Source organism: Bacillus sp. mrc49, assembly GCF_002803435.1.
In genome coordinates, this window is sequence record NZ_PHNG01000699.1 from 1 (window position 1) to 17,943 (window position 17,943).

General features: G+C 45.3%; 17 protein-coding genes, 2 rRNA genes and 1 riboswitch. Of the genes, 18 read left to right on the forward strand and 1 reads right to left on the reverse strand.

Annotation, left to right across the window (positions count from 1 at the left end):
* From CVN76_RS16310 to purD, 15 genes are all read left to right on the forward strand, one after another.
* A 23S ribosomal RNA gene (locus CVN76_RS16310) occupies window positions 1-616 on the forward strand; the annotation flags it as partial.
* A gap of 64 nt (window positions 617-680) precedes the next feature.
* A 5S ribosomal RNA gene (gene rrf / locus CVN76_RS16315) occupies window positions 681-796 on the forward strand.
* 315 nt (window positions 797-1,111) lie between these two features.
* Window positions 1,112-1,312 carry an NETI motif-containing protein gene (locus tag CVN76_RS16320; protein WP_100532153.1) on the forward strand — a complete coding sequence of 67 codons (201 nt, stop codon included), beginning with the start codon at window positions 1,112-1,114 and terminating at the stop codon, window positions 1,310-1,312.
* A gap of 74 nt (window positions 1,313-1,386) precedes the next feature.
* A riboswitch (purine riboswitch) is annotated at window positions 1,387-1,488 on the forward strand.
* Window positions 1,489-1,667: 179 nt separating this feature from the next.
* The gene (purE, locus tag CVN76_RS16325; protein WP_100532154.1) at window positions 1,668-2,156 is read left to right on the forward strand and encodes a 5-(carboxyamino)imidazole ribonucleotide mutase; all 489 of its coding nucleotides are present in this window, start codon (window positions 1,668-1,670) and stop codon (window positions 2,154-2,156) included.
* Window positions 2,140-3,300, forward strand: coding sequence for a 5-(carboxyamino)imidazole ribonucleotide synthase (purK, locus tag CVN76_RS16330; RefSeq protein ID WP_100532155.1), 1,161 nt, complete (start codon window positions 2,140-2,142; stop codon window positions 3,298-3,300). Before purE ends, purK begins: the two co-directional genes overlap by 17 nt.
* Window positions 3,297-4,589 carry an adenylosuccinate lyase gene (gene purB, locus CVN76_RS16335; RefSeq protein WP_061140514.1) on the forward strand — a complete coding sequence of 431 codons (1,293 nt, stop codon included), beginning with the start codon at window positions 3,297-3,299 and terminating at the stop codon, window positions 4,587-4,589. Before purK ends, purB begins: the two co-directional genes overlap by 4 nt.
* A gap of 103 nt (window positions 4,590-4,692) precedes the next feature.
* Entirely contained in the window at window positions 4,693-5,412 is a 720-nt protein-coding gene (purC, locus tag CVN76_RS16340) for a phosphoribosylaminoimidazolesuccinocarboxamide synthase (protein ID WP_100532156.1), read from the forward strand.
* The gene (gene purS / locus CVN76_RS16345; protein WP_061140516.1) at window positions 5,405-5,659 is read left to right on the forward strand and encodes a phosphoribosylformylglycinamidine synthase subunit PurS; all 255 of its coding nucleotides are present in this window, start codon (window positions 5,405-5,407) and stop codon (window positions 5,657-5,659) included. The genes purC and purS overlap by 8 nt, the downstream gene beginning before the upstream one ends.
* The gene (gene purQ / locus CVN76_RS16350; protein ID WP_061140517.1) at window positions 5,656-6,342 is read left to right on the forward strand and encodes a phosphoribosylformylglycinamidine synthase subunit PurQ; all 687 of its coding nucleotides are present in this window, start codon (window positions 5,656-5,658) and stop codon (window positions 6,340-6,342) included. Before purS ends, purQ begins: the two co-directional genes overlap by 4 nt.
* On the forward strand, window positions 6,326-8,548 hold the full coding sequence (gene purL / locus CVN76_RS16355; protein WP_100532157.1) for a phosphoribosylformylglycinamidine synthase subunit PurL: 2,223 nt from the start codon (window positions 6,326-6,328) through the stop codon (window positions 8,546-8,548). Before purQ ends, purL begins: the two co-directional genes overlap by 17 nt.
* A complete protein-coding gene (gene purF, locus CVN76_RS16360; protein WP_100532158.1) occupies window positions 8,533-9,948 on the forward strand; it encodes an amidophosphoribosyltransferase in 1,416 nt (471 codons plus the stop codon). Before purL ends, purF begins: the two co-directional genes overlap by 16 nt.
* Before the next feature lie 43 nt (window positions 9,949-9,991).
* Complete coding sequence (purM, locus tag CVN76_RS16365) at window positions 9,992-11,017, forward strand: phosphoribosylformylglycinamidine cyclo-ligase (RefSeq protein ID WP_100532159.1); 1,026 nt, start codon at window positions 9,992-9,994, stop codon at window positions 11,015-11,017.
* Window positions 11,017-11,592, forward strand: coding sequence for a phosphoribosylglycinamide formyltransferase (gene purN, locus CVN76_RS16370; RefSeq protein WP_100532160.1), 576 nt, complete (start codon window positions 11,017-11,019; stop codon window positions 11,590-11,592). Before purM ends, purN begins: the two co-directional genes overlap by 1 nt.
* An 18-nt stretch (window positions 11,593-11,610) precedes the next feature.
* Window positions 11,611-13,146, forward strand: coding sequence for a bifunctional phosphoribosylaminoimidazolecarboxamide formyltransferase/IMP cyclohydrolase (gene purH / locus CVN76_RS16375; protein WP_100532161.1), 1,536 nt, complete (start codon window positions 11,611-11,613; stop codon window positions 13,144-13,146).
* A 20-nt stretch (window positions 13,147-13,166) separates the two neighbouring features.
* Window positions 13,167-14,438, forward strand: a complete 1,272-nt coding sequence (gene purD / locus CVN76_RS16380) for a phosphoribosylamine--glycine ligase (protein WP_100532162.1) — start codon at window positions 13,167-13,169, stop codon at window positions 14,436-14,438.
* A 55-nt stretch (window positions 14,439-14,493) separates the two neighbouring features.
* Here purD and CVN76_RS16385 read toward each other — a convergent pair whose 3' ends face one another.
* A complete protein-coding gene (locus CVN76_RS16385; protein WP_100532163.1) occupies window positions 14,494-14,760 on the reverse strand; it encodes a YgaP-like transmembrane domain in 267 nt (88 codons plus the stop codon).
* Between the two features lie 148 nt (window positions 14,761-14,908).
* Here CVN76_RS16385 and CVN76_RS16390 point away from each other — a divergent pair, with 148 nt between their 5' ends.
* The 3 genes from CVN76_RS16390 to CVN76_RS16400 form a co-directional block, all read left to right on the forward strand.
* Complete coding sequence (locus tag CVN76_RS16390; protein ID WP_100532164.1) at window positions 14,909-16,654, forward strand: adenine deaminase C-terminal domain-containing protein; 1,746 nt, start codon at window positions 14,909-14,911, stop codon at window positions 16,652-16,654.
* A 43-nt stretch (window positions 16,655-16,697) separates the two neighbouring features.
* On the forward strand, window positions 16,698-17,735 hold the full coding sequence (locus tag CVN76_RS16395) for a DUF3048 domain-containing protein (RefSeq protein ID WP_100532165.1): 1,038 nt from the start codon (window positions 16,698-16,700) through the stop codon (window positions 17,733-17,735).
* A gap of 26 nt (window positions 17,736-17,761) precedes the next feature.
* Window positions 17,762-17,943 (forward strand): YerC/YecD family TrpR-related protein (locus CVN76_RS16400; protein ID WP_232732282.1); only part of this gene is annotated, 182 nt, incomplete at its 3' end.

The following is a 17,943-nucleotide window of genomic DNA, read 5'->3' on the forward strand; positions in this document are numbered from 1 at the left end:
CCAAAGGTTCCCTCAGAATGGTTGGAAATCATTCGTAGAGTGTAAAGGCACAAGGGAGCTTGACTGCGAGACCTACAAGTCGAGCAGGGACGAAAGTCGGGCTTAGTGATCCGGTGGTTCCGCATGGAAGGGCCATCGCTCAACGGATAAAAGCTACCCCGGGGATAACAGGCTTATCTCCCCCAAGAGTCCACATCGACGGGGAGGTTTGGCACCTCGATGTCGGCTCATCGCATCCTGGGGCTGTAGTCGGTCCCAAGGGTTGGGCTGTTCGCCCATTAAAGCGGTACGCGAGCTGGGTTCAGAACGTCGTGAGACAGTTCGGTCCCTATCCGTCGCGGGCGCAGGAAATTTGAGAGGAGCTGTCCTTAGTACGAGAGGACCGGGATGGACGCACCGCTGGTGTACCAGTTGTCTTGCCAAAGGCATAGCTGGGTAGCTACGTGCGGACGGGATAAGTGCTGAAAGCATCTAAGCATGAAGCCCCCCTCAAGATGAGATTTCCCATGGCGCAAGCTAGTAAGATCCCTGAAAGATGATCAGGTTGATAGGTCAGAGGTGGAAGCGTGGCGACATGTGGAGCTGACTGATACTAATAGATCGAGGACTTAACCAACGCTTTTGAAAAAATGAAATACCTTCTTATTATCTAGTTTTGAAGGAACAACGTTCCTCATATGTTTGGTGGCGATAGCGAAGAGGTCACACCCGTTCCCATTCCGAACACGGCAGTTAAGCTCTTCAGCGCCGATGGTAGTTGGGGGTCTCCCCCTGTGAGAGTAGGACGCCGCCAAGCCATTAGAAAAAAGATCAGCCATCCGGCTGGTCTTTTTTTGCGCCATTATATGATCGTTTTTTTGGGGGGGGAAGGGAAATCAACGGATAATTCGGCCTTCAATTGAAATAAATCGTCCCGGGCAGCCAATAATTCGTCCTTCGATGGGATAAATCGTCCCGGACAGCAATTAATTCGACCCTTAACCTGATCATGCTATTATTAGTCGGTTTTAGTATTAATTTCTTGCCTTTCCTTGCTCTTTTCTTTATACTAGGAAGAATTTCAATGAACGGAAAGGCAAACAATAAATAGAAAAAGAAAGGGAACGATAGTGTGAGTAAAAAGAGCAAGCTGAAATTTGAAGTTAATGAGGGCGAGACGATCGATGCTTGCCTGGACCGAATGAAAGCGTTAGGCTACTTTCCTGTAAGAAGGACCGAAGAACCGATATTTGCCGAGAGAATGGAGAACGGAAAGGTCCATTATGAGCCAATTGATAGGAAAATTGTATTTGAAGCAAAATTAATTGAGTAAAACACGAACAATCAATTAGTGTTTTGATAAAATATTCGATTTTAACTTGACATTAAAATAGCCGGACGGTAAGATGAAGGTACATTAATACATCTCATATAATCATGGGGATATGGCCCAAAAGTTTCTACCTGATGACCGTAAATCATCGGACTATGAGAGAAGCATCTGACTAATTCGGAATCTAGCCAAGTCTTTTTGTGTTTTCTTAAAAGGCTTTCTTTTCCGGACGGATTGCTTCCTCAACAATGAGGATGCAATCCGTCCGGTTTTTTAATTTATATGTGATAGATAATGAGAAGCGTCCATCTGCATATTCGGACGCGACAATTTGAGTGTTGGAGGGAAAGATGATATGAAACCGCAGGTTGGGGTTATTATGGGAAGTGTCTCGGATTGGGAAACGATGAAATACGCTTGTGAATCATTGGAACAGCTTGACATTCCCTATGAAAAAAGAGTCGTTTCCGCCCACAGGACACCGGATTTACTATTTGAATATGCAGAGAGTGCAAATGAGAGAGGCATTAAAGTGATCATTGCCGGGGCAGGCGGGGCAGCGCATCTTCCAGGTATGACAGCCGCCAAAACGATCGTCCCTGTGATAGGCGTCCCGATACAATCGAAGGCATTAAACGGGATTGATTCATTATTATCCATCGTGCAAATGCCTGGCGGTGTACCGGTTGCGACGGTAGCAATCGGAAAAGCCGGCGCAATCAATGCCGGTTTGTTCGCGGCCCAAATGCTCGCGGCCTTCGATCCTGAAATTGCAGGGAGATTGGAAGCTTTAAGAGACGAAACGAAGGAAAAGGTGTTAAGAAGCAGTGAACAACTTAAATAATACAACCATTTTACCTGGACAGACCATTGGGATCATCGGCGGTGGGCAATTAGGCAGGATGATGGCCCTGTCGGCCAAGGCATCGGGCTTTAGGATAGCGGTCCTTGAGCCGACTGCAGAAGGTCCATGTGCGCAAGTCGCGGATATTGAAATAATTGGTGCTTATGATGATATAGATGCATTGAAAAGATTGGCGGAGGTCAGTGACGTCATAACTTATGAGTTTGAGAATATCAGTTCGGAGGCGTTGGATTGGTTAAAGCAGCATGCATATCTTCCGCAGGGCTCCGAATTATTGAAGCTGACACAGGATCGCCTTACTGAAAAAAAGGCCATTTCTGATGCAGGGGCATCGGTTGCTCCCTATCAGGAAATACACGATATTTCGGAAATTCACCTTCATATAGAAAAAATAGGGTACCCTAGTGTGTTAAAAACGACCCGGGGCGGTTATGATGGAAAAGGGCAGTTGGTCATTAAGGAAGAAGCCGATATCAAAAAGGCTGAATCCCTGCTCAAAACAGGTGTATGTGTGCTGGAAGCCTGGATTCCTTTCGTAAAAGAAATCTCCATTATCGTGACACGTAAAGGAAATGGTGAGGCAACTCATTTCCCGATAGCGGAAAACATTCATATTGATAACATTCTTCATAAAAGCATAGTTCCGGCCCGTATTAGTCAACAAGCTGAAAGGAAAGCTATCAATGAGGCTTTGCAACTTGCAGAGAACCTTGAGTTGATCGGGACATTGGCAGTCGAAATGTTTTTGACCGATCAGGATGAGATCATCATTAATGAATTGGCGCCAAGACCTCATAACTCGGGACATTATACAATGGAAGCTTGTGAGACTTCACAGTTCGAACAGCATATAAGGGCTGTCTGCAATTGGGAGCTTGGAAATACGGCATTATTGAAGCCGGTTGTAATGGTCAACATCCTAGGCGAGCATATCGGGCCTTTAATGGATGAAATCCCGACGCTTTCGGATTGGAAAGTTCACCTTTATGGAAAGAAGGAAGCGAAGCTTAAGCGAAAAATGGGGCATGTGAATATTTTACGTCCGACGATTGAGGAAGCTCTTTTGGAAAGTGATCGAAGCAAAATTTGGAAACAACAGGTTGAAACGGAGGAAGTAAAATGATTGAACGTTATACCCGCCCAGAGATGGGCAACATTTGGACAGAGACGAACCGGTTTAACGCGTGGCTGGAAGTCGAGATTTTGGCTTGTGAAGCGTGGTCTGAACTTGGTGTCATTCCGAAAGAAGATGTGAAGCTGCTTCGTGAAAATGCTACATTCGATGTGGAACGCATCAATGAAATTGAAAAGGATACCCGCCATGATGTTGTAGCCTTTACACGTGCTGTTTCTGAAACGTTAGGTGAAGAACGGAAGTGGGTACATTACGGATTGACTTCCACTGATGTAGTCGATACAGCTCTTTCATATGTGATCAAGCAAGCCAATGAAATCCTTGCGAAGGATTTGAATAACTTCGTCGAGATCCTGAAAAATAAAGCAAAAGAACATAAATACACGGTTCAGATGGGGCGTACGCATGGAGTTCATGCCGAACCGACTACTTTCGGTTTGAAGCTGGCATTGTGGTATCAAGAAATGAAACGCAATGTCGAACGCTTCGATGAAGCGAGAAAGAACATCGAGGTTGGGAAAATTTCCGGTGCTGTCGGAACTTATGCAAACATCGATCCTTTTGTAGAAAAATTCGTTTGTGAAAAGCTTGGACTTGAAGCAGCGCCCATTTCGACGCAAACATTACAGCGCGATCGCCATGCACATTATATGAGCACGTTGGCGCTGATTGCGACATCGATTGAAAAGTTCGCAGTCGAAATCCGCGGCTTGCAAAAAAGCGAAACACGTGAAGTGGAAGAGTTCTTTGCAAAAGGGCAAAAAGGATCGTCGGCAATGCCTCATAAACGGAATCCGATCGGTTCTGAAAATATGACGGGGATGGCCCGTGTCATCCGCGGTTATATGATGACAGCTTATGAAAATGTGGCATTATGGCATGAGCGTGACATTTCGCATTCTTCAGCTGAGCGCATCATTTTACCTGATGCAACGATCGCTCTGAACTATATGCTGAACCGTTTCAGCAACATCGTTAAGAACTTAACCGTCTATCCGGAAAACATGAAACGCAACATGGACCGTACCCTAGGATTGATCTTCTCTCAACGTGTATTGCTTTCGCTTATCGATAAAGGGCTTGTCCGTGAAGAAGCTTATGATACGGTTCAGCCGAAAGCGATGGAAGCATGGGAGCAGCAGGTTCCATTCAGAAGCCTGATCGAAAAGGATGATAAGATCACGAGCTTGCTTACGAAAGAAGAGCTTGATGATTGCTTCGATCCTACGCATCACTTGAAAAATGTTGATGTGATCTTTGATCGTTTAGGTTTATAAAAAAAACAGGCGGCAAACACGGGCAACTAGCCTGTCCGATGTTTGCCAAGCCTGGATAATGATAGGAAAATTCATAATATTCACAATGTGGGGGTCTTGACGGATGGAAAAACGAGAATTGTTGTATGAAGGAAAAGCGAAGCAGATTTATGCAACGGACAACAGTGAAATAGTATGGGTGGAATATAAGGACTCGGCAACGGCGTTCAATGGTGAAAAGAAGTCGGAAATCGCCGGCAAAGGCAAGTTGAACAATCAGATTACCAGTTTACTATTTTCAAAGCTTGCCCAAGAAAATATACCGTCCCATTTTATTGAAATGCTTTCCGACAGGGAACAGTTAGTCCAAAAAGTCTCCATCATTCCCCTTGAAGTCGTCGTCAGGAATACGGCTGCAGGCAGTTTTTCCAAAAGAACGGGCATAAAGGAAGGCCAGCCCCTCAAGAAAGCATTGACTGAGTTTTACTATAAAGATGACGAGCTCGGCGATCCTCTGTTAACAGAAGACCATATTGAAGAACTGGAACTTGCTAGCAAGGAAGATGTAGCGATTTTAAAAGAAAAAGCACAGGAAATAAATAGCGTCCTGACCTCGTTCTTTAAAGAGCTGGATATTAGACTGATAGATTTTAAATTAGAGTTCGGAAAAACACCGAATGGAGATATTCTGCTGGCTGACGAAATATCACCCGATACCTGCCGGTTATGGGATGCAGCAACGAACGAAAAATTGGACAAAGATGTATTCCGCCGTGATTTAGGCAGTTTAACAGATGCTTACGAAAAAATTCTAGCAAAATTGGAGGGCATTCAACATGCATAAGGTTAAGGTATATATCACACTAAGGGAAAGTGTATTGGATCCACAGGGAGCAGCTGTCCAACAATCACTTCATAGCATGACCTATAACGAAGTGAGTGACGTTCGAGTGGGGAAATACATTGAACTGACCATTGAGGATACGGATCGCGATTTAGATCAGCTTGTAAAGGAAATGTGTGAAAAACTTTTGGCCAACACGGTAATTGAAGCTTACCGTTATGATGTTGAGGAGGTTATCACCCAATGAAATTTGCTGTCATAGTTTTCCCTGGCTCCAATTGTGATGTCGATATGTATCATGCGATAAAGGATGCCCTGGGGGAAGAAGTGGAGTATGTATGGCATTCCACAAACAACCTAGATCAGTATGATGGGATCCTTCTTCCTGGAGGTTTCTCTTATGGAGACTATTTACGCTCCGGAGCGATTGCCCGTTTTTCGAATGTGATGGCCGAAGTCGTAAAAGCGGCTAAAGCAGGAAAGCCTGTTCTTGGTGTCTGCAATGGTTTTCAGATTTTACTTGAAGCAGGCCTTTTACCAGGAGCGATGCGCCGAAATGAAGGTTTGAAATTCATTTGCCGCAATGTAGGTTTGAAGGTTGAAAACAATCAATCGATGTTTACATCAGGCTACGAATTGCATGAAACGATTACGATCCCGGTTGCCCATGGTGAAGGGAATTATTACTGTGATGCTGAAACATTGGCTGAATTGAAACGAGATAACCGCATCTTGTTCACTTATGATGGTGAAAATCCAAACGGAAGCTTGGAACAAATAGCGGGAATTGCAAACGAACAAGGAAATGTCCTCGGAATGATGCCTCATCCCGAACGTGCTGTTGACTCACTGCTTGGCAGTAAAGACGGCTTAAAGATTTTTCAATCCATCGTAAAAAACTGGAGGGAATCACATGTTATTACAGCTTGAACCAAGTCCGGAAAAAATTAAATCGGAGCGATTGTACGCAAGTATGGGGCTATCCGATGAAGAATTTGCCATGGTGGAGAAAATCTTAGGCAGACTGCCGAATTATACGGAAACAGGATTGTTTTCCGTTATGTGGTCAGAGCATTGTTCCTACAAAAACTCAAAACCCATCTTAAGGAAATTCCCGATTACGGGGGAGAAAGTGCTGCAAGGTCCTGGTGAAGGAGCGGGCATCGTCGATATCGGTGACGACCAGGCCGTCGTTTTTAAAATTGAAAGTCATAACCACCCATCAGCGATCGAACCTTACCAAGGTGCCGCTACTGGTGTCGGCGGAATCATCCGTGACGTATTCTCCATGGGGGCACGTCCGATTGCGATGCTGAATTCACTTCGCTTTGGCGAACTTGATAATGATCGCGTGAAATACTTATTCAAAGAAGTCGTTGCCGGGATTGCAGGTTACGGGAATTGTATCGGGATACCGACTGTCGGCGGTGAAATTCAATTCGATCCTTCTTATGAAGGAAATCCGTTAGTCAATGCCATGTGTGTCGGCTTGATCGATCATAAGGATATAAAAAAAGGTCAGGCGCACGGAGTGGGCAACACCGTCATGTATGTGGGGGCAAAAACTGGACGCGATGGCATTCATGGAGCCACATTTGCATCTGAAGAGCTGTCGGAGTCTTCCGAAGAGAAACGCCCTGCCGTTCAAGTGGGAGATCCATTCATGGAGAAGCTCCTTCTGGAGGCATGCCTTGAATTGATTCAAAACGATGCCCTTGTTGGCATTCAGGATATGGGAGCGGCAGGACTTACCAGCTCATCTGCCGAGATGGCAAGTAAAGCGGGCTCTGGCATTAAAATGAACCTGGACCTGGTCCCGCAGCGTGAAACGGGCATGACGGCTTATGAAATGATGCTTTCCGAATCACAAGAGCGGATGCTCATCGTAGTCACGAAAGGCCGTGAACAGGAAATCGTCGATTTGTTCACGAAGTATGATTTAGAAGCAGTTGCAGTTGGTGAAGTGACGGACGATAAAAAACTGATCTTAACGCATCAAGGTGAAATCGTTGCGGAGGTTCCGGTTGACGCCTTGGCGGAAGAAGCTCCGATCTACCATAAGCCATCCGCGGAACCGCAATATTTCCGTGACTTCCAAAGCATGAAGGCTGAAGTGCCGGTCATTGAAGATTATAAAGAAACACTATTGGCATTATTGAAGCAACCGACCATTTCAAGTAAGGAATGGGTTTACGATCAATATGATTACATGGTCCGTACGAATACGGTGGTTTCACCTGGTTCCGATGCAGCTGTAGTACGTGTCAGGGGAACGAATAAGGCCCTTGCGATGACGACGGATTGCAACTCCCGCTATATTTATCTTGATCCTGAAACAGGAGGGAAAATCGCGGTCGCTGAAGCAGCCCGCAATATCATTTGCTCAGGTGCGGAGCCATTGGCAATAACGGATTGCTTGAATTTTGGCAACCCGGAAAAACCTGAAATCTTTTGGCAGCTGGAAAAAGCGGCTGATGGCATGAGTGAGGCTTGCAGGAGCTTAAGCACACCAGTCATTGGCGGAAATGTTTCGCTTTACAATGAAACGAATGGCGAAGCGGTTTATCCGACACCTGTGGTAGGAATGGTCGGTCTTGTTAATGAACTTGAGCATATCACTACACAAACGTTTAAGACTGAATCCGACCTGATTTACGTTGTCGGTGAAGCGAAAGTGGAGTTTGGCGGCAGTGAATTGCAAAAAATGCTTGAAGGGAAAATTTTTGGACGCGCACCGGAACTTGATTTGACCGTTGAACAAAAACGTCAGCAGCAAATCCTCGCGGCGATCCAAACCGGTCTTGTTGCATCAGCACATGATCTCTCGGAAGGCGGTCTGGCAGTCGCATTAGCTGAATCTTTATTCGGTTCAGGTAAGCTTGGGGCGAAAGTGAATATTTCCGGCGAAGCGGTATCCGAACTATTCAGTGAAACGCAATCACGCTTCTTGCTTTCCATCAAACCTGAAAACAAAGAGGCTTTCGAAGCGCTTGTGGAAGATGCGATATGCATAGGCTCTGTAACGGAGGATCGTAAGCTAGTCGTGACTGCAGGCAATGATGGCCCTGTATTGGAAGCGGACGTTAATGAATTGCAAACAGCTTGGAAGGGAGCTATACCATGCTTGCTGAAATAAGGAGCCTAAACGAAGAATGCGGCGTAGTCGGAGTCTGGGGGCACCCTGATGCAGCGCAGCTTGCTTATTACGGGTTGCATAGCTTGCAGCATCGCGGACAAGAGGGAGCAGGCATCGTCGTCACGGATGGCGAGCAGATGTCGATCTCTAAAGGTGAAGGTCTCGTCACGGAGATCTTCACGGCTGAAAAAATGCAAGCACTTTCCGGCAGCGGAAAAGCGGCCATCGGCCATGTCCGCTATACAACGGCAGGCGGCGGCGGGTATCAAAACGTCCAGCCCTTCTTGTTCAATTCACATACAGGCGGCCTGGCCCTTGCCCATAATGGGAATATCGTCAATGCCAATCAGTTAAAAGCACAGCTTGAGGGACAAGGAAGCATCTTCCAAACGACATCGGATACGGAAGTCCTGGCCCATTTGATTAAACGGTCCGGCTACTCAGATGTAAGGGATTCAGTGAAAAGCAGTTTGAGCATGCTGAAGGGAGCCTATGCTTTCGTCATCATGACAGAAAACCAAATGATCATGGCAAGAGATCCGCATGGTTTCCGCCCGCTTTCCTTAGGTAAAATAGGCGATGCCTATTTTGCCGCATCCGAAACATGTGCTCTTGATATTGTAGGCGCAGAATTTATCCGCGATATTGAGCCTGGTGAACTTGTTGTCATTAATGATGAGGGAATCTCATCCGAATATTTTTCGCTTTCCAGTCAACAGGCAATGTGCACGATGGAATATGTGTATTTTTCCCGTCCGGATAGCAATATCGATGGAATCAATGTCCATACGGCCCGCAAAAACCTTGGCAAACAAATGGCACTGGAGGCCAAAATTGAAGCGGATGTCGTAACGGGGGTACCTGACTCGAGCATTTCAGCAGCGATTGGCTATGCTGAAGCTGCAGGCATTCCTTATGAAATGGGCTTAATTAAAAACCGTTATGTCGGACGGACATTCATTCAGCCATCGCAGAGCCTGCGTGAACAAGGCGTGAAGATGAAACTTTCACCTGTAAGAGGGGTCGTAGAAGGCAAGCGGGTGATAATGGTTGATGATTCAATCGTCCGTGGGACAACGAGCAGAAGGATTGTCCGCATGTTAAAAGATGCAGGAGCTAAAGAAGTGCATGTTGTCATTAGCTCACCTCCGATCAAGAATCCTTGTTTTTACGGAATAGATACGTCTAAAAAAGAAGAACTGATCGCAAGCTCCAAATCGGTGGAGGAAATAAGGGAAATCATTGGTGCTGATTCTTTAACGTTCTTAAGTGTCGAAGGTATGGTCGAAGCGATTGGCCGTCCGTTTGCTGGAGAAACGCGCGGGTCATGTCTAGCTTGTTTCACCGGAAATTATCCGACTGAAATTTTTGAATACGAACGAGAAAAGACAAAATGTTAATCATGTCGGAATTAAAAGAATGATTTTCGGAGGGGGATTTCAAATGGCTAATGCCTATAAACAGGCTGGTGTGGATATTGAGGCTGGTTATGAAGCGGTAAATCGGATGAAAAAACATGTGAAGCGTACATTTCGTCCAGAAGTAATGAATGGACTGGGCGGTTTCGGGGGCATGTTCGATTTGTCTTCCTTGAACCTAAAAGAACCTGTGCTCATTTCGGGTACGGATGGAGTCGGTACGAAACTTTTGTTGGCGTTCATGATGGACAAGCACGATACGATTGGAGTGGATTGTGTAGCGATGTGCGTCAACGATGTTGTCGTTCAAGGTGCTGCACCTTTATACTTTTTAGATTATATTGCCTGCGGTAAAGCCGATCCGGAACGGATTGAAATGATCGTCAAAGGGATTGCGGATGGCTGTGAACAAGCGGGCTGTGCCTTGATCGGCGGTGAAACGGCGGAAATGCCGGGGATGTACGAAACCGAAGAATATGATGTCGCTGGTTTCACTGTCGGTGCAGTCGAAAAACCACGTCTGATTACGGGTGAGTCGATTCAGGCGGGCGATGTCGTTATTGGGCTGGCTTCAAGCGGCATCCATAGCAACGGTTATTCCCTTGTTCGTAAAATCCTTCTTGAAGATGCAGGGATGGGCCTTCATGATTTCGTTCCACAGCTTGATTGCAAGTTGGGCGAGGAGCTGTTGAAACCGACCAAGATTTATGTCAAATCCATTTTAGCGACATTGGAGAAATTTGAAATCAAGGGCCTTGCCCATATCACGGGCGGCGGGTTCATCGAAAACATCCCACGTATTCTACCAGAAGGAAGCGGTGTGGAGATTGAGTTGGGAAGTTGGAAAATACCAACTATATTTTCTTTCCTTGAAGAAAAAGGAAACCTTGTGAAAGAGGAAATGTTCAATATATTCAATATGGGAATCGGAATGACGGCCATCGTGAAGAAAGAAGAAGCGGCCGATGTGCTGGCCTATCTGCAAGCCTGTGGTGAAGAAGCAACGATCATCGGGACGATTGTATCGGGAAATGGAGTGTCGTTCAAATAATGAGGCGTCTTGCTGTCTTTGCATCAGGTAACGGTAGTAATTTTCAATCAATTGCAAATGCGATAAAAAGCGGAAAGGTGGAGGCGGAAATCTGCCTGGTCGTTTGCGATCGCGAAAATGCATATGTGCTAGAGAGGGCGAGGCTTGAAAATGTAGATTCTTTCTCTTTTTCAGCGAAAGATTACTCTAGCAAGGCTGAGTTTGAAACGGAAATACTGAAGGAACTTCGCCAACGTGATGTGGAATTGATCATTCTGGCTGGCTATATGCGTTTGATAGGTCCGACATTATTACATGAGTATCCACAAAGCATCGTGAACATCCATCCTTCACTCCTGCCTGATTTTCCGGGCAAGGATGCGGTTGGCCAGGCTTATGAAGCCGGAGTGAAGGAAACCGGGGTCACGATACATTATGTCGATGAAGGAATGGACACAGGACCGATCATTGTCCAAAAAACGGTGCCGATTCTTGATGGAGATACGATTGGCATTCTTCAAAAGAGGATTCAGGAAACGGAACATGATCTGTATCCGTCCGTTTTACAGCAGCTTTGCCAACAGCAACTTACTTAATGGAGGGACCAACTTAACATGAAAAAACGTGCTTTAATTAGTGTATCGGATAAAACAGGCATCATCGAATTTGCTCAAGGATTAATTGAGGCAGGATTTGAAATCATCTCAACGGGCGGTACGAAAAAAACGTTGCAGGAGCATGGTGTTGACGTAATTGGAATCAGTGAAGTCACTGGTTTTCCCGAAATCCTGGATGGGCGTGTCAAAACACTTCACCCGAATGTCCATGGGGCGGTGTTGGCGAAACATGATGACAAGGATCATGCGGCGCAGCTTGCAGAGCATAATATTGAACCGATTCAATTAGTCTGTGTAAACCTTTATCCTTTCCAGGCGACAATCTCCAAGCCGGAAGTCACTGTGGAAGATGCGATTGAAAACATCGATATCGGCGGACCGACGATGCTACGTTCTTCTGCCAAAAACCACGAATATGTGACCGTTATCGTCGATTCCAGTGACTACCCTGCCGTATTGGGAGAGCTGAAGCAAAACGGTGCTGTATCAAAAACCACGAATCGCCGTCTGGCAGCAAAAGTCTTCCGCCACACTGCAGCATATGATGCTGTCATTTCGGAGTATATGACAGAGCTTGCCGACGAAGAAAATCCTGAATCATTGACTGTTACCTATGAATTGAAGCAGTCTCTTCGTTACGGGGAAAATCCACATCAAAAAGCTGCATTCTATAAAAAACCGCTTGGCTCCGTTTTTTCGATTGCAAACGCGAAGCAATTACACGGAAAAGAACTCTCATACAATAACATTAATGATGCCGACGCAGCGCTGCAAATCGTTAGGGAATTCAATGAGCCGGCTGCCGTTGCCGTCAAGCATATGAATCCTTGCGGCGTCGGGGTCGGGACTACGATTTTAGAGGCTTATGAAAAAGCTTATGAAGCGGATGCCACTTCCATTTTCGGCGGTATCATCGCCCTTAACCGTGAAGTTGATAAGGCGACTGCGGAAAGGCTTCATGAAATTTTCCTTGAAATCATCATCGCTCCTGGGTTTACGGACGAGGCAGCGGAAATCCTGACGAGCAAGAAAAACCTTCGTTTATTAACGATCGAATTTGATATGGCCAATAAAACTGAACGTAAATTGACTTCCATAGAAGGCGGCTTACTCATTCAAGACCGTGATGCACATAGCTTAAAGGATGCAGAAGTGAAGGTCGCAACGAAGCGTGAGCCTACTCCTGCAGAGTGGAAGGCTTTGGAGCTTGGCTGGAAAATCGTGAAGCATGTGAAGTCGAACGCAATCGTCGTCTGCGATGACCAAATGACTTTAGGCGTGGGCGCAGGGCAAATGAATCGTGTCGGAGCGGCGAAAATCGCACTTGAGCAAGCTGGTGAAAGAGCGGCAGGAAGCGCATTGGCCTCGGATGCCTTCTTCCCGATGGACGATACCGTCGAAGCAGCAGCGAAAGCGGGAGTTACGGCAATCATTCAGCCTGGTGGCTCTGTAAAAGACCAGGATTCAATCAACAAAGCTGATGAATATGGAATCGCAATGGTATTCACAGGGATTCGTCACTTTAAACATTAATCAAAGGATGAGGTGCGATAATGAATGTACTAGTGATTGGCAGGGGCGGCAGGGAGCACGCTATTGCCCGTAAACTATTTGAAAGCGATCGGGTCGGGACGGTTTTTGCAGCACCTGGAAATCCAGGCATGATGGATGTAGCGACACTTGTACCGATTTGTGAAAGCGATCATGGGGAATTAATTGCTTTTGCCAAGGCAAATGACATTTCATTGACGCTTGTTGGGCCAGAAACGCCATTGCTTAACGGGATTGTTGATGATTTTACGGAAGCGGGCTTAAAGGCATTCGGTCCTAACGGCCGCGCTGCTGTCATTGAAGGAAGCAAATCCTTTGCTAAAGATTTAATGAAGGACTATAGCATTCCGACAGCGGAATATGAAACATTTACTGACTACGATTCTGCAAAGGCATATATCGAAAAAATCGGGGTTCCGATCGTAATCAAGGCGGATGGACTGGCTGCAGGCAAGGGCGTCGTTGTCGCAATGACGATGAATGAGGCGTTGGACGCCATCCGTGATATGCTGGTCGAGGCTAAGTTTGGCGAAGCTTCCGCCAAGGTGGTTATTGAAGAATTCCTTGATGGAGAGGAATTCTCGTTGATGGCATTCGTTAATGGGGATAAAGTGTATCCTATGGTCATAGCGCAAGATCACAAGCGGGTTTTCGATGGAGATCTGGGGCCGAATACAGGCGGAATGGGGGCTTACTCACCGGTGCCGCAAATCACCGATGAAATGGTTCAGTCTGCAGTGGGAACGATCCTTCAGCCAACTGTCAATGCAATGATTTCTGAAAATCGACGTTTTACCGGCATATTATACGCTGGGTTGATCGCGACTGAAAAAGGAACGAAAGTCATAGAGTTCAATGCCCGTTTTGGCGATCCGGAGACGCAGGTGGTATTACCGCGACTGAAGACGGATTTCCTTGAAACCCTCGAAGCGGTCCTATCAGGTGATGATTTGCAGCTTGATTGGCATGAAGAATCCGTTATTGGCGTGGTCGTGGCAGCCGATGGGTACCCTGGCGATTATAAAAAGCATTCAATCATTAAAGGGTTGGAAAAGATTGATCAGGATGCCCATATTTATCATGCCGGGACGGCTCTTGATACTGAAGGGAACTTCATCTCGAATGGAGGCCGTGTTCTTCTCGTTGCTGCAAAAGGGAAAGATTTAGCCTCCGCTAAAGCTCACGTATATAAAGAGTTAGGTCATGTGGAGAAAGAAGGATTGTTTTGGCGTACGGATATCGGTTATCGTGCAATCCAATACCATTTTTCATGAGTAATGAAAGAAGCTGACTCTAATCGGAGTCAGCTTTTTCTATAGGATCAAGACTTTAATTGGAATCTGATGGGTGAGGGTTTTTTTCCTGAGTGTGTTCTTTCTTCATTAGTGTCTGCCCATTTTCCATAACATCGACAATTGGACAATAGCGGAGGATACCTTCGCCTATTTTCATGGCAGAAAGCATGACCACGACTAGATAGGATTGCTTTTTCCACGGTTTTTTCACCATCTTTGCCGCTGCCCATGTAAGGAAGGTCAAGCCGCAGGTAATTCGCATTAACGCATTTATTATACTGATATTTTGTTTAAACTTCATAATTATGTCCATCCCTTCACAAAAATTTAACAATATTCCGGATAACATTACTGTTCTAATGAGGCAAGTATGTTACTATGAAATAAAATTGGATTGAAAATGGTTTTTATTATACATTTTTTTCTAAAAACTTATGGGGGAATGTTTTATGCTTGAACAGCGCTATAGATGGAAAAATAAACATCTTAGAGAACATATAGATGTGCTGGATGGCAATAGGGCACCACACATTCTGCTTAAAAATGCGACTTACTTAAATCAAGCTTTACGAAAATGGGTGAAGGCGAATATATGGATATATGATGATCGCATCATCTATGTTGGAGAAAAGCTTCCTGATAATATAGACCATTGTGAAATGGTTGATTGCACAAACCAGTATTTGGTCCCGGGATATATTGAGCCGCACTCACATCCTTCTCAATTATATAATCCCCTTACCTTTTCACGTTATGCATCTCATTTTGGCACAACGACATTGATCAATGATAACTTGCCTTTCCTCTTGCAGTTAGATAAAAAGAAAGCGTTTTCTCTTTTGAAAGAATTACGTAACATTCCTGTTACAATGTATTGGTGGAGCCGTTTTGACGGACAGACCGAATTGATCGATGAAGATACGGTGTTCTCCCATGGTGCGGTCAAATCCTGGCTGGAGCATGATGCGGTATTACAGGGCGGGGAACTGACGGGATGGCCGAAGCTTCTTGACGGGGATGACATGATGCTGCATTGGATCCAGGAAGCGAAGAGAATGAGAAAGAAAATAGAAGGCCATTTTCCGGGGGCATCCGAGAAAACGTTGGCAAAAATGACCCTATTCGGGGCTGACTGTGACCATGAAGCAATGACGGGTGAAGAAGTCATGTCCCGCCTGCTGCAAGGCTATTATGTATCGCTAAGGCATTCTTCGATACGTCCGGATCTGCCTAAACTGATTTCCGAAATCCATGAACTCGGCATCGATCAATACGACAAATTCTTTTATACAACAGATGGATCGCCGCCGTCTTTTTATGAGGGTGGTTTCATTGATTGCTTGATCAAAATAGCGATAGAGCATGGCGTACCGGTCATTGATGCTTATAATATGGCAACCATCAATATCGCCCGATACTATAATATTGAGTACCTTCATGGGAATATTGCTACTGGAAGGGTGGCGAACATCAACTTCCTTACCGATATAAAGGAGCCTGCACCAGTTTCGGTAATGGCAAAGGGGAAGTGGGTGAAGAAGGATGGGGAGATCATTCCCGATGAGCAGGAAATCGAATGGGGTGATTTCGGTTTTAAGCCACTCGACCTTGATTGGAATCTTAGCTTAAAGGAAGATTTTGAATTTTCGATGCCGTTTGGGATCGAACTGGTCAATAACGTAATAACGAAGCCGTACTCCCTTTCCAATGATGTTGGGCATGAAGAGCTGAACTTTGAGGATGATGAATGTTTTTTCATGCTTATTGATCGGGAAGGAAAATGGCGCATCAATACGATCTTGAAAGGCTTTGCCAATAAACTTTGCGGCTTTGCCGGATCTTATACAGATACGGGTGACATCATACTGATTGGCAAGCGGAAACAGGATATGCATTTGGCATTTAGGCGTCTGAAGGAAATTGGCGGTGGCATCATCTTAACGGAACACGGCAAAGTGATCCATGAACTGCCTCTAAAACTACAGGGGGTCATGTCGACCAAGGAGGTACCTGAACTGATCGAAGAAGAGAATGTGCTGAAAAGATTGCTCTGCGAGAGGGGCTACCGCTTCGACGATCCAGTGTATACACTTTCATTCTTTTCGACGACACATCTTCCTTATATAAGGCTGACCCAACGCGGAGTGTATGATGTTATGAATAAAACTATACTCTTTCCTACTATAATGCGTTAAAATATAAGAGGAGAAAGTGCTAATAAATCAGAGGAGTGGAAAGATGAATCTTAAGAGAGTTCTTTTCATCGTTTTGGCTATTTTACTGCTCGCAGGCTGTTCGGCGAAAGAAGAATCTGCATTGGATGACAGTAAGACGAAAGACCAGGCTGATAAAAAAAACACGGATGTGAAAGATGAACCTCGCAATCAGTTTCCACTTACTGGTGAATTCACCGATGAAAGCACTGAGCAAAGGGCTGTAGCCGTGATGGTTAATAACCATCCACAGGCAAGGCCGCAATCCGGTCTCTCTGAAGCCGATTTGGTATACGAAATGCTCGCAGAAGGTGATATAACCAGATTTTTAGCTATCTTTCAAAGTGAAGAGCCGAGCCAGATCGGTCCGATCCGTAGTGCAAGGGACTACTATATCGAAATGGCTAAAGGCCTCGATTGCCTTTACGTATGTCATGGGAATAGCCCCGAGGCAAAAACCATGCTCGACAAAGGGTATATTGATAACTTGAACGGATTATATTATGATGGAACTTTGTTTCAACGCTCGGACGATCGTAAAGCGCCGCATAATTCCTACATCTCTTTTGCTGACATCCTAAAAGGCGCGAAGGAAAAGGGATATGAAATGAAAGGCGCACCAGAGCCACTCGCTTTCCTTACAAAGGAAGAGGCAGCTGGAATTCAAGGGGAATCGGCACTCAAAGCCGAGATATCCTATGGTTTAAAAGAGTATGATGTTGAGTATGAATACGATGCCACGGATAAGAAATATAAACGTTATTCGAATGGTGAACAAACAGTCGAATATAAATCGCATAATCCGATTTTACTGGATAATATATTGATCATTGAAGCCGATCATCAAGTGATTGACGAAAAGGGTCGTCGCAAAATCGATTTGAAAAGTGGCGGAAAAGGTTATTTACTTCAACGAGGAAAAGTGAATGAAGTAGAATGGGTTAATGAGAGTGGGCGAATCGTACCAGTGAAAAACGATGAGGAAGCAGGGTTGATCCCTGGGAAAACTTGGATCAATATCATTCCGGATCAACCTGGTTTAGAACAAGATGTCTCATTCTGATACCCATGAAATTAAGGGGGAGTAACATGCAAATTGATAAGTTAAGAGGAAAAGAGACGGATCAGCTGTTCAAGTCGATCCTTTCCTTGCGTGATTTGGACGAATGCTATCGATTTTTTGATGATTTATGTACAGTAAATGAAATCTCATCTTTAGCACAGCGTCTAGAAGTAGCACGGATGCTTGAAGAAGGTAAAACCTATCACAA

Bases quoted from the DNA above. Each gene is read 5' to 3' on its own strand.
- purE (WP_100532154.1), top strand. From the start codon at position 1,668: ATGAAACCGCAGGTTGGGGTTATTATGGGAAGTGTCTCGGATTGGGAA.
- purB (WP_061140514.1), top strand. From the start codon at position 3,297: ATGATTGAACGTTATACCCGCCCAGAGATGGGCAACATTTGGACAGAG.
- purC (WP_100532156.1), top strand. From the start codon at position 4,693: ATGGAAAAACGAGAATTGTTGTATGAAGGAAAAGCGAAGCAGATTTAT.
- purS (WP_061140516.1), top strand. From the start codon at position 5,405: ATGCATAAGGTTAAGGTATATATCACACTAAGGGAAAGTGTATTGGAT.
- purQ (WP_061140517.1), top strand. From the start codon at position 5,656: ATGAAATTTGCTGTCATAGTTTTCCCTGGCTCCAATTGTGATGTCGAT.
- purL (WP_100532157.1), top strand. From the start codon at position 6,326: ATGTTATTACAGCTTGAACCAAGTCCGGAAAAAATTAAATCGGAGCGA.
- purF (WP_100532158.1), top strand. From the start codon at position 8,533: ATGCTTGCTGAAATAAGGAGCCTAAACGAAGAATGCGGCGTAGTCGGA.
- purM (WP_100532159.1), top strand. From the start codon at position 9,992: ATGGCTAATGCCTATAAACAGGCTGGTGTGGATATTGAGGCTGGTTAT.
- purN (WP_100532160.1), top strand. From the start codon at position 11,017: ATGAGGCGTCTTGCTGTCTTTGCATCAGGTAACGGTAGTAATTTTCAA.
- purH (WP_100532161.1), top strand. From the start codon at position 11,611: ATGAAAAAACGTGCTTTAATTAGTGTATCGGATAAAACAGGCATCATC.
- purD (WP_100532162.1), top strand. From the start codon at position 13,167: ATGAATGTACTAGTGATTGGCAGGGGCGGCAGGGAGCACGCTATTGCC.
- CVN76_RS16385 (WP_100532163.1), bottom strand. From the start codon at position 14,760: ATGAAGTTTAAACAAAATATCAGTATAATAAATGCGTTAATGCGAATT.
- CVN76_RS16390 (WP_100532164.1), top strand. From the start codon at position 14,909: ATGCTTGAACAGCGCTATAGATGGAAAAATAAACATCTTAGAGAACAT.
- CVN76_RS16395 (WP_100532165.1), top strand. From the start codon at position 16,698: ATGAATCTTAAGAGAGTTCTTTTCATCGTTTTGGCTATTTTACTGCTC.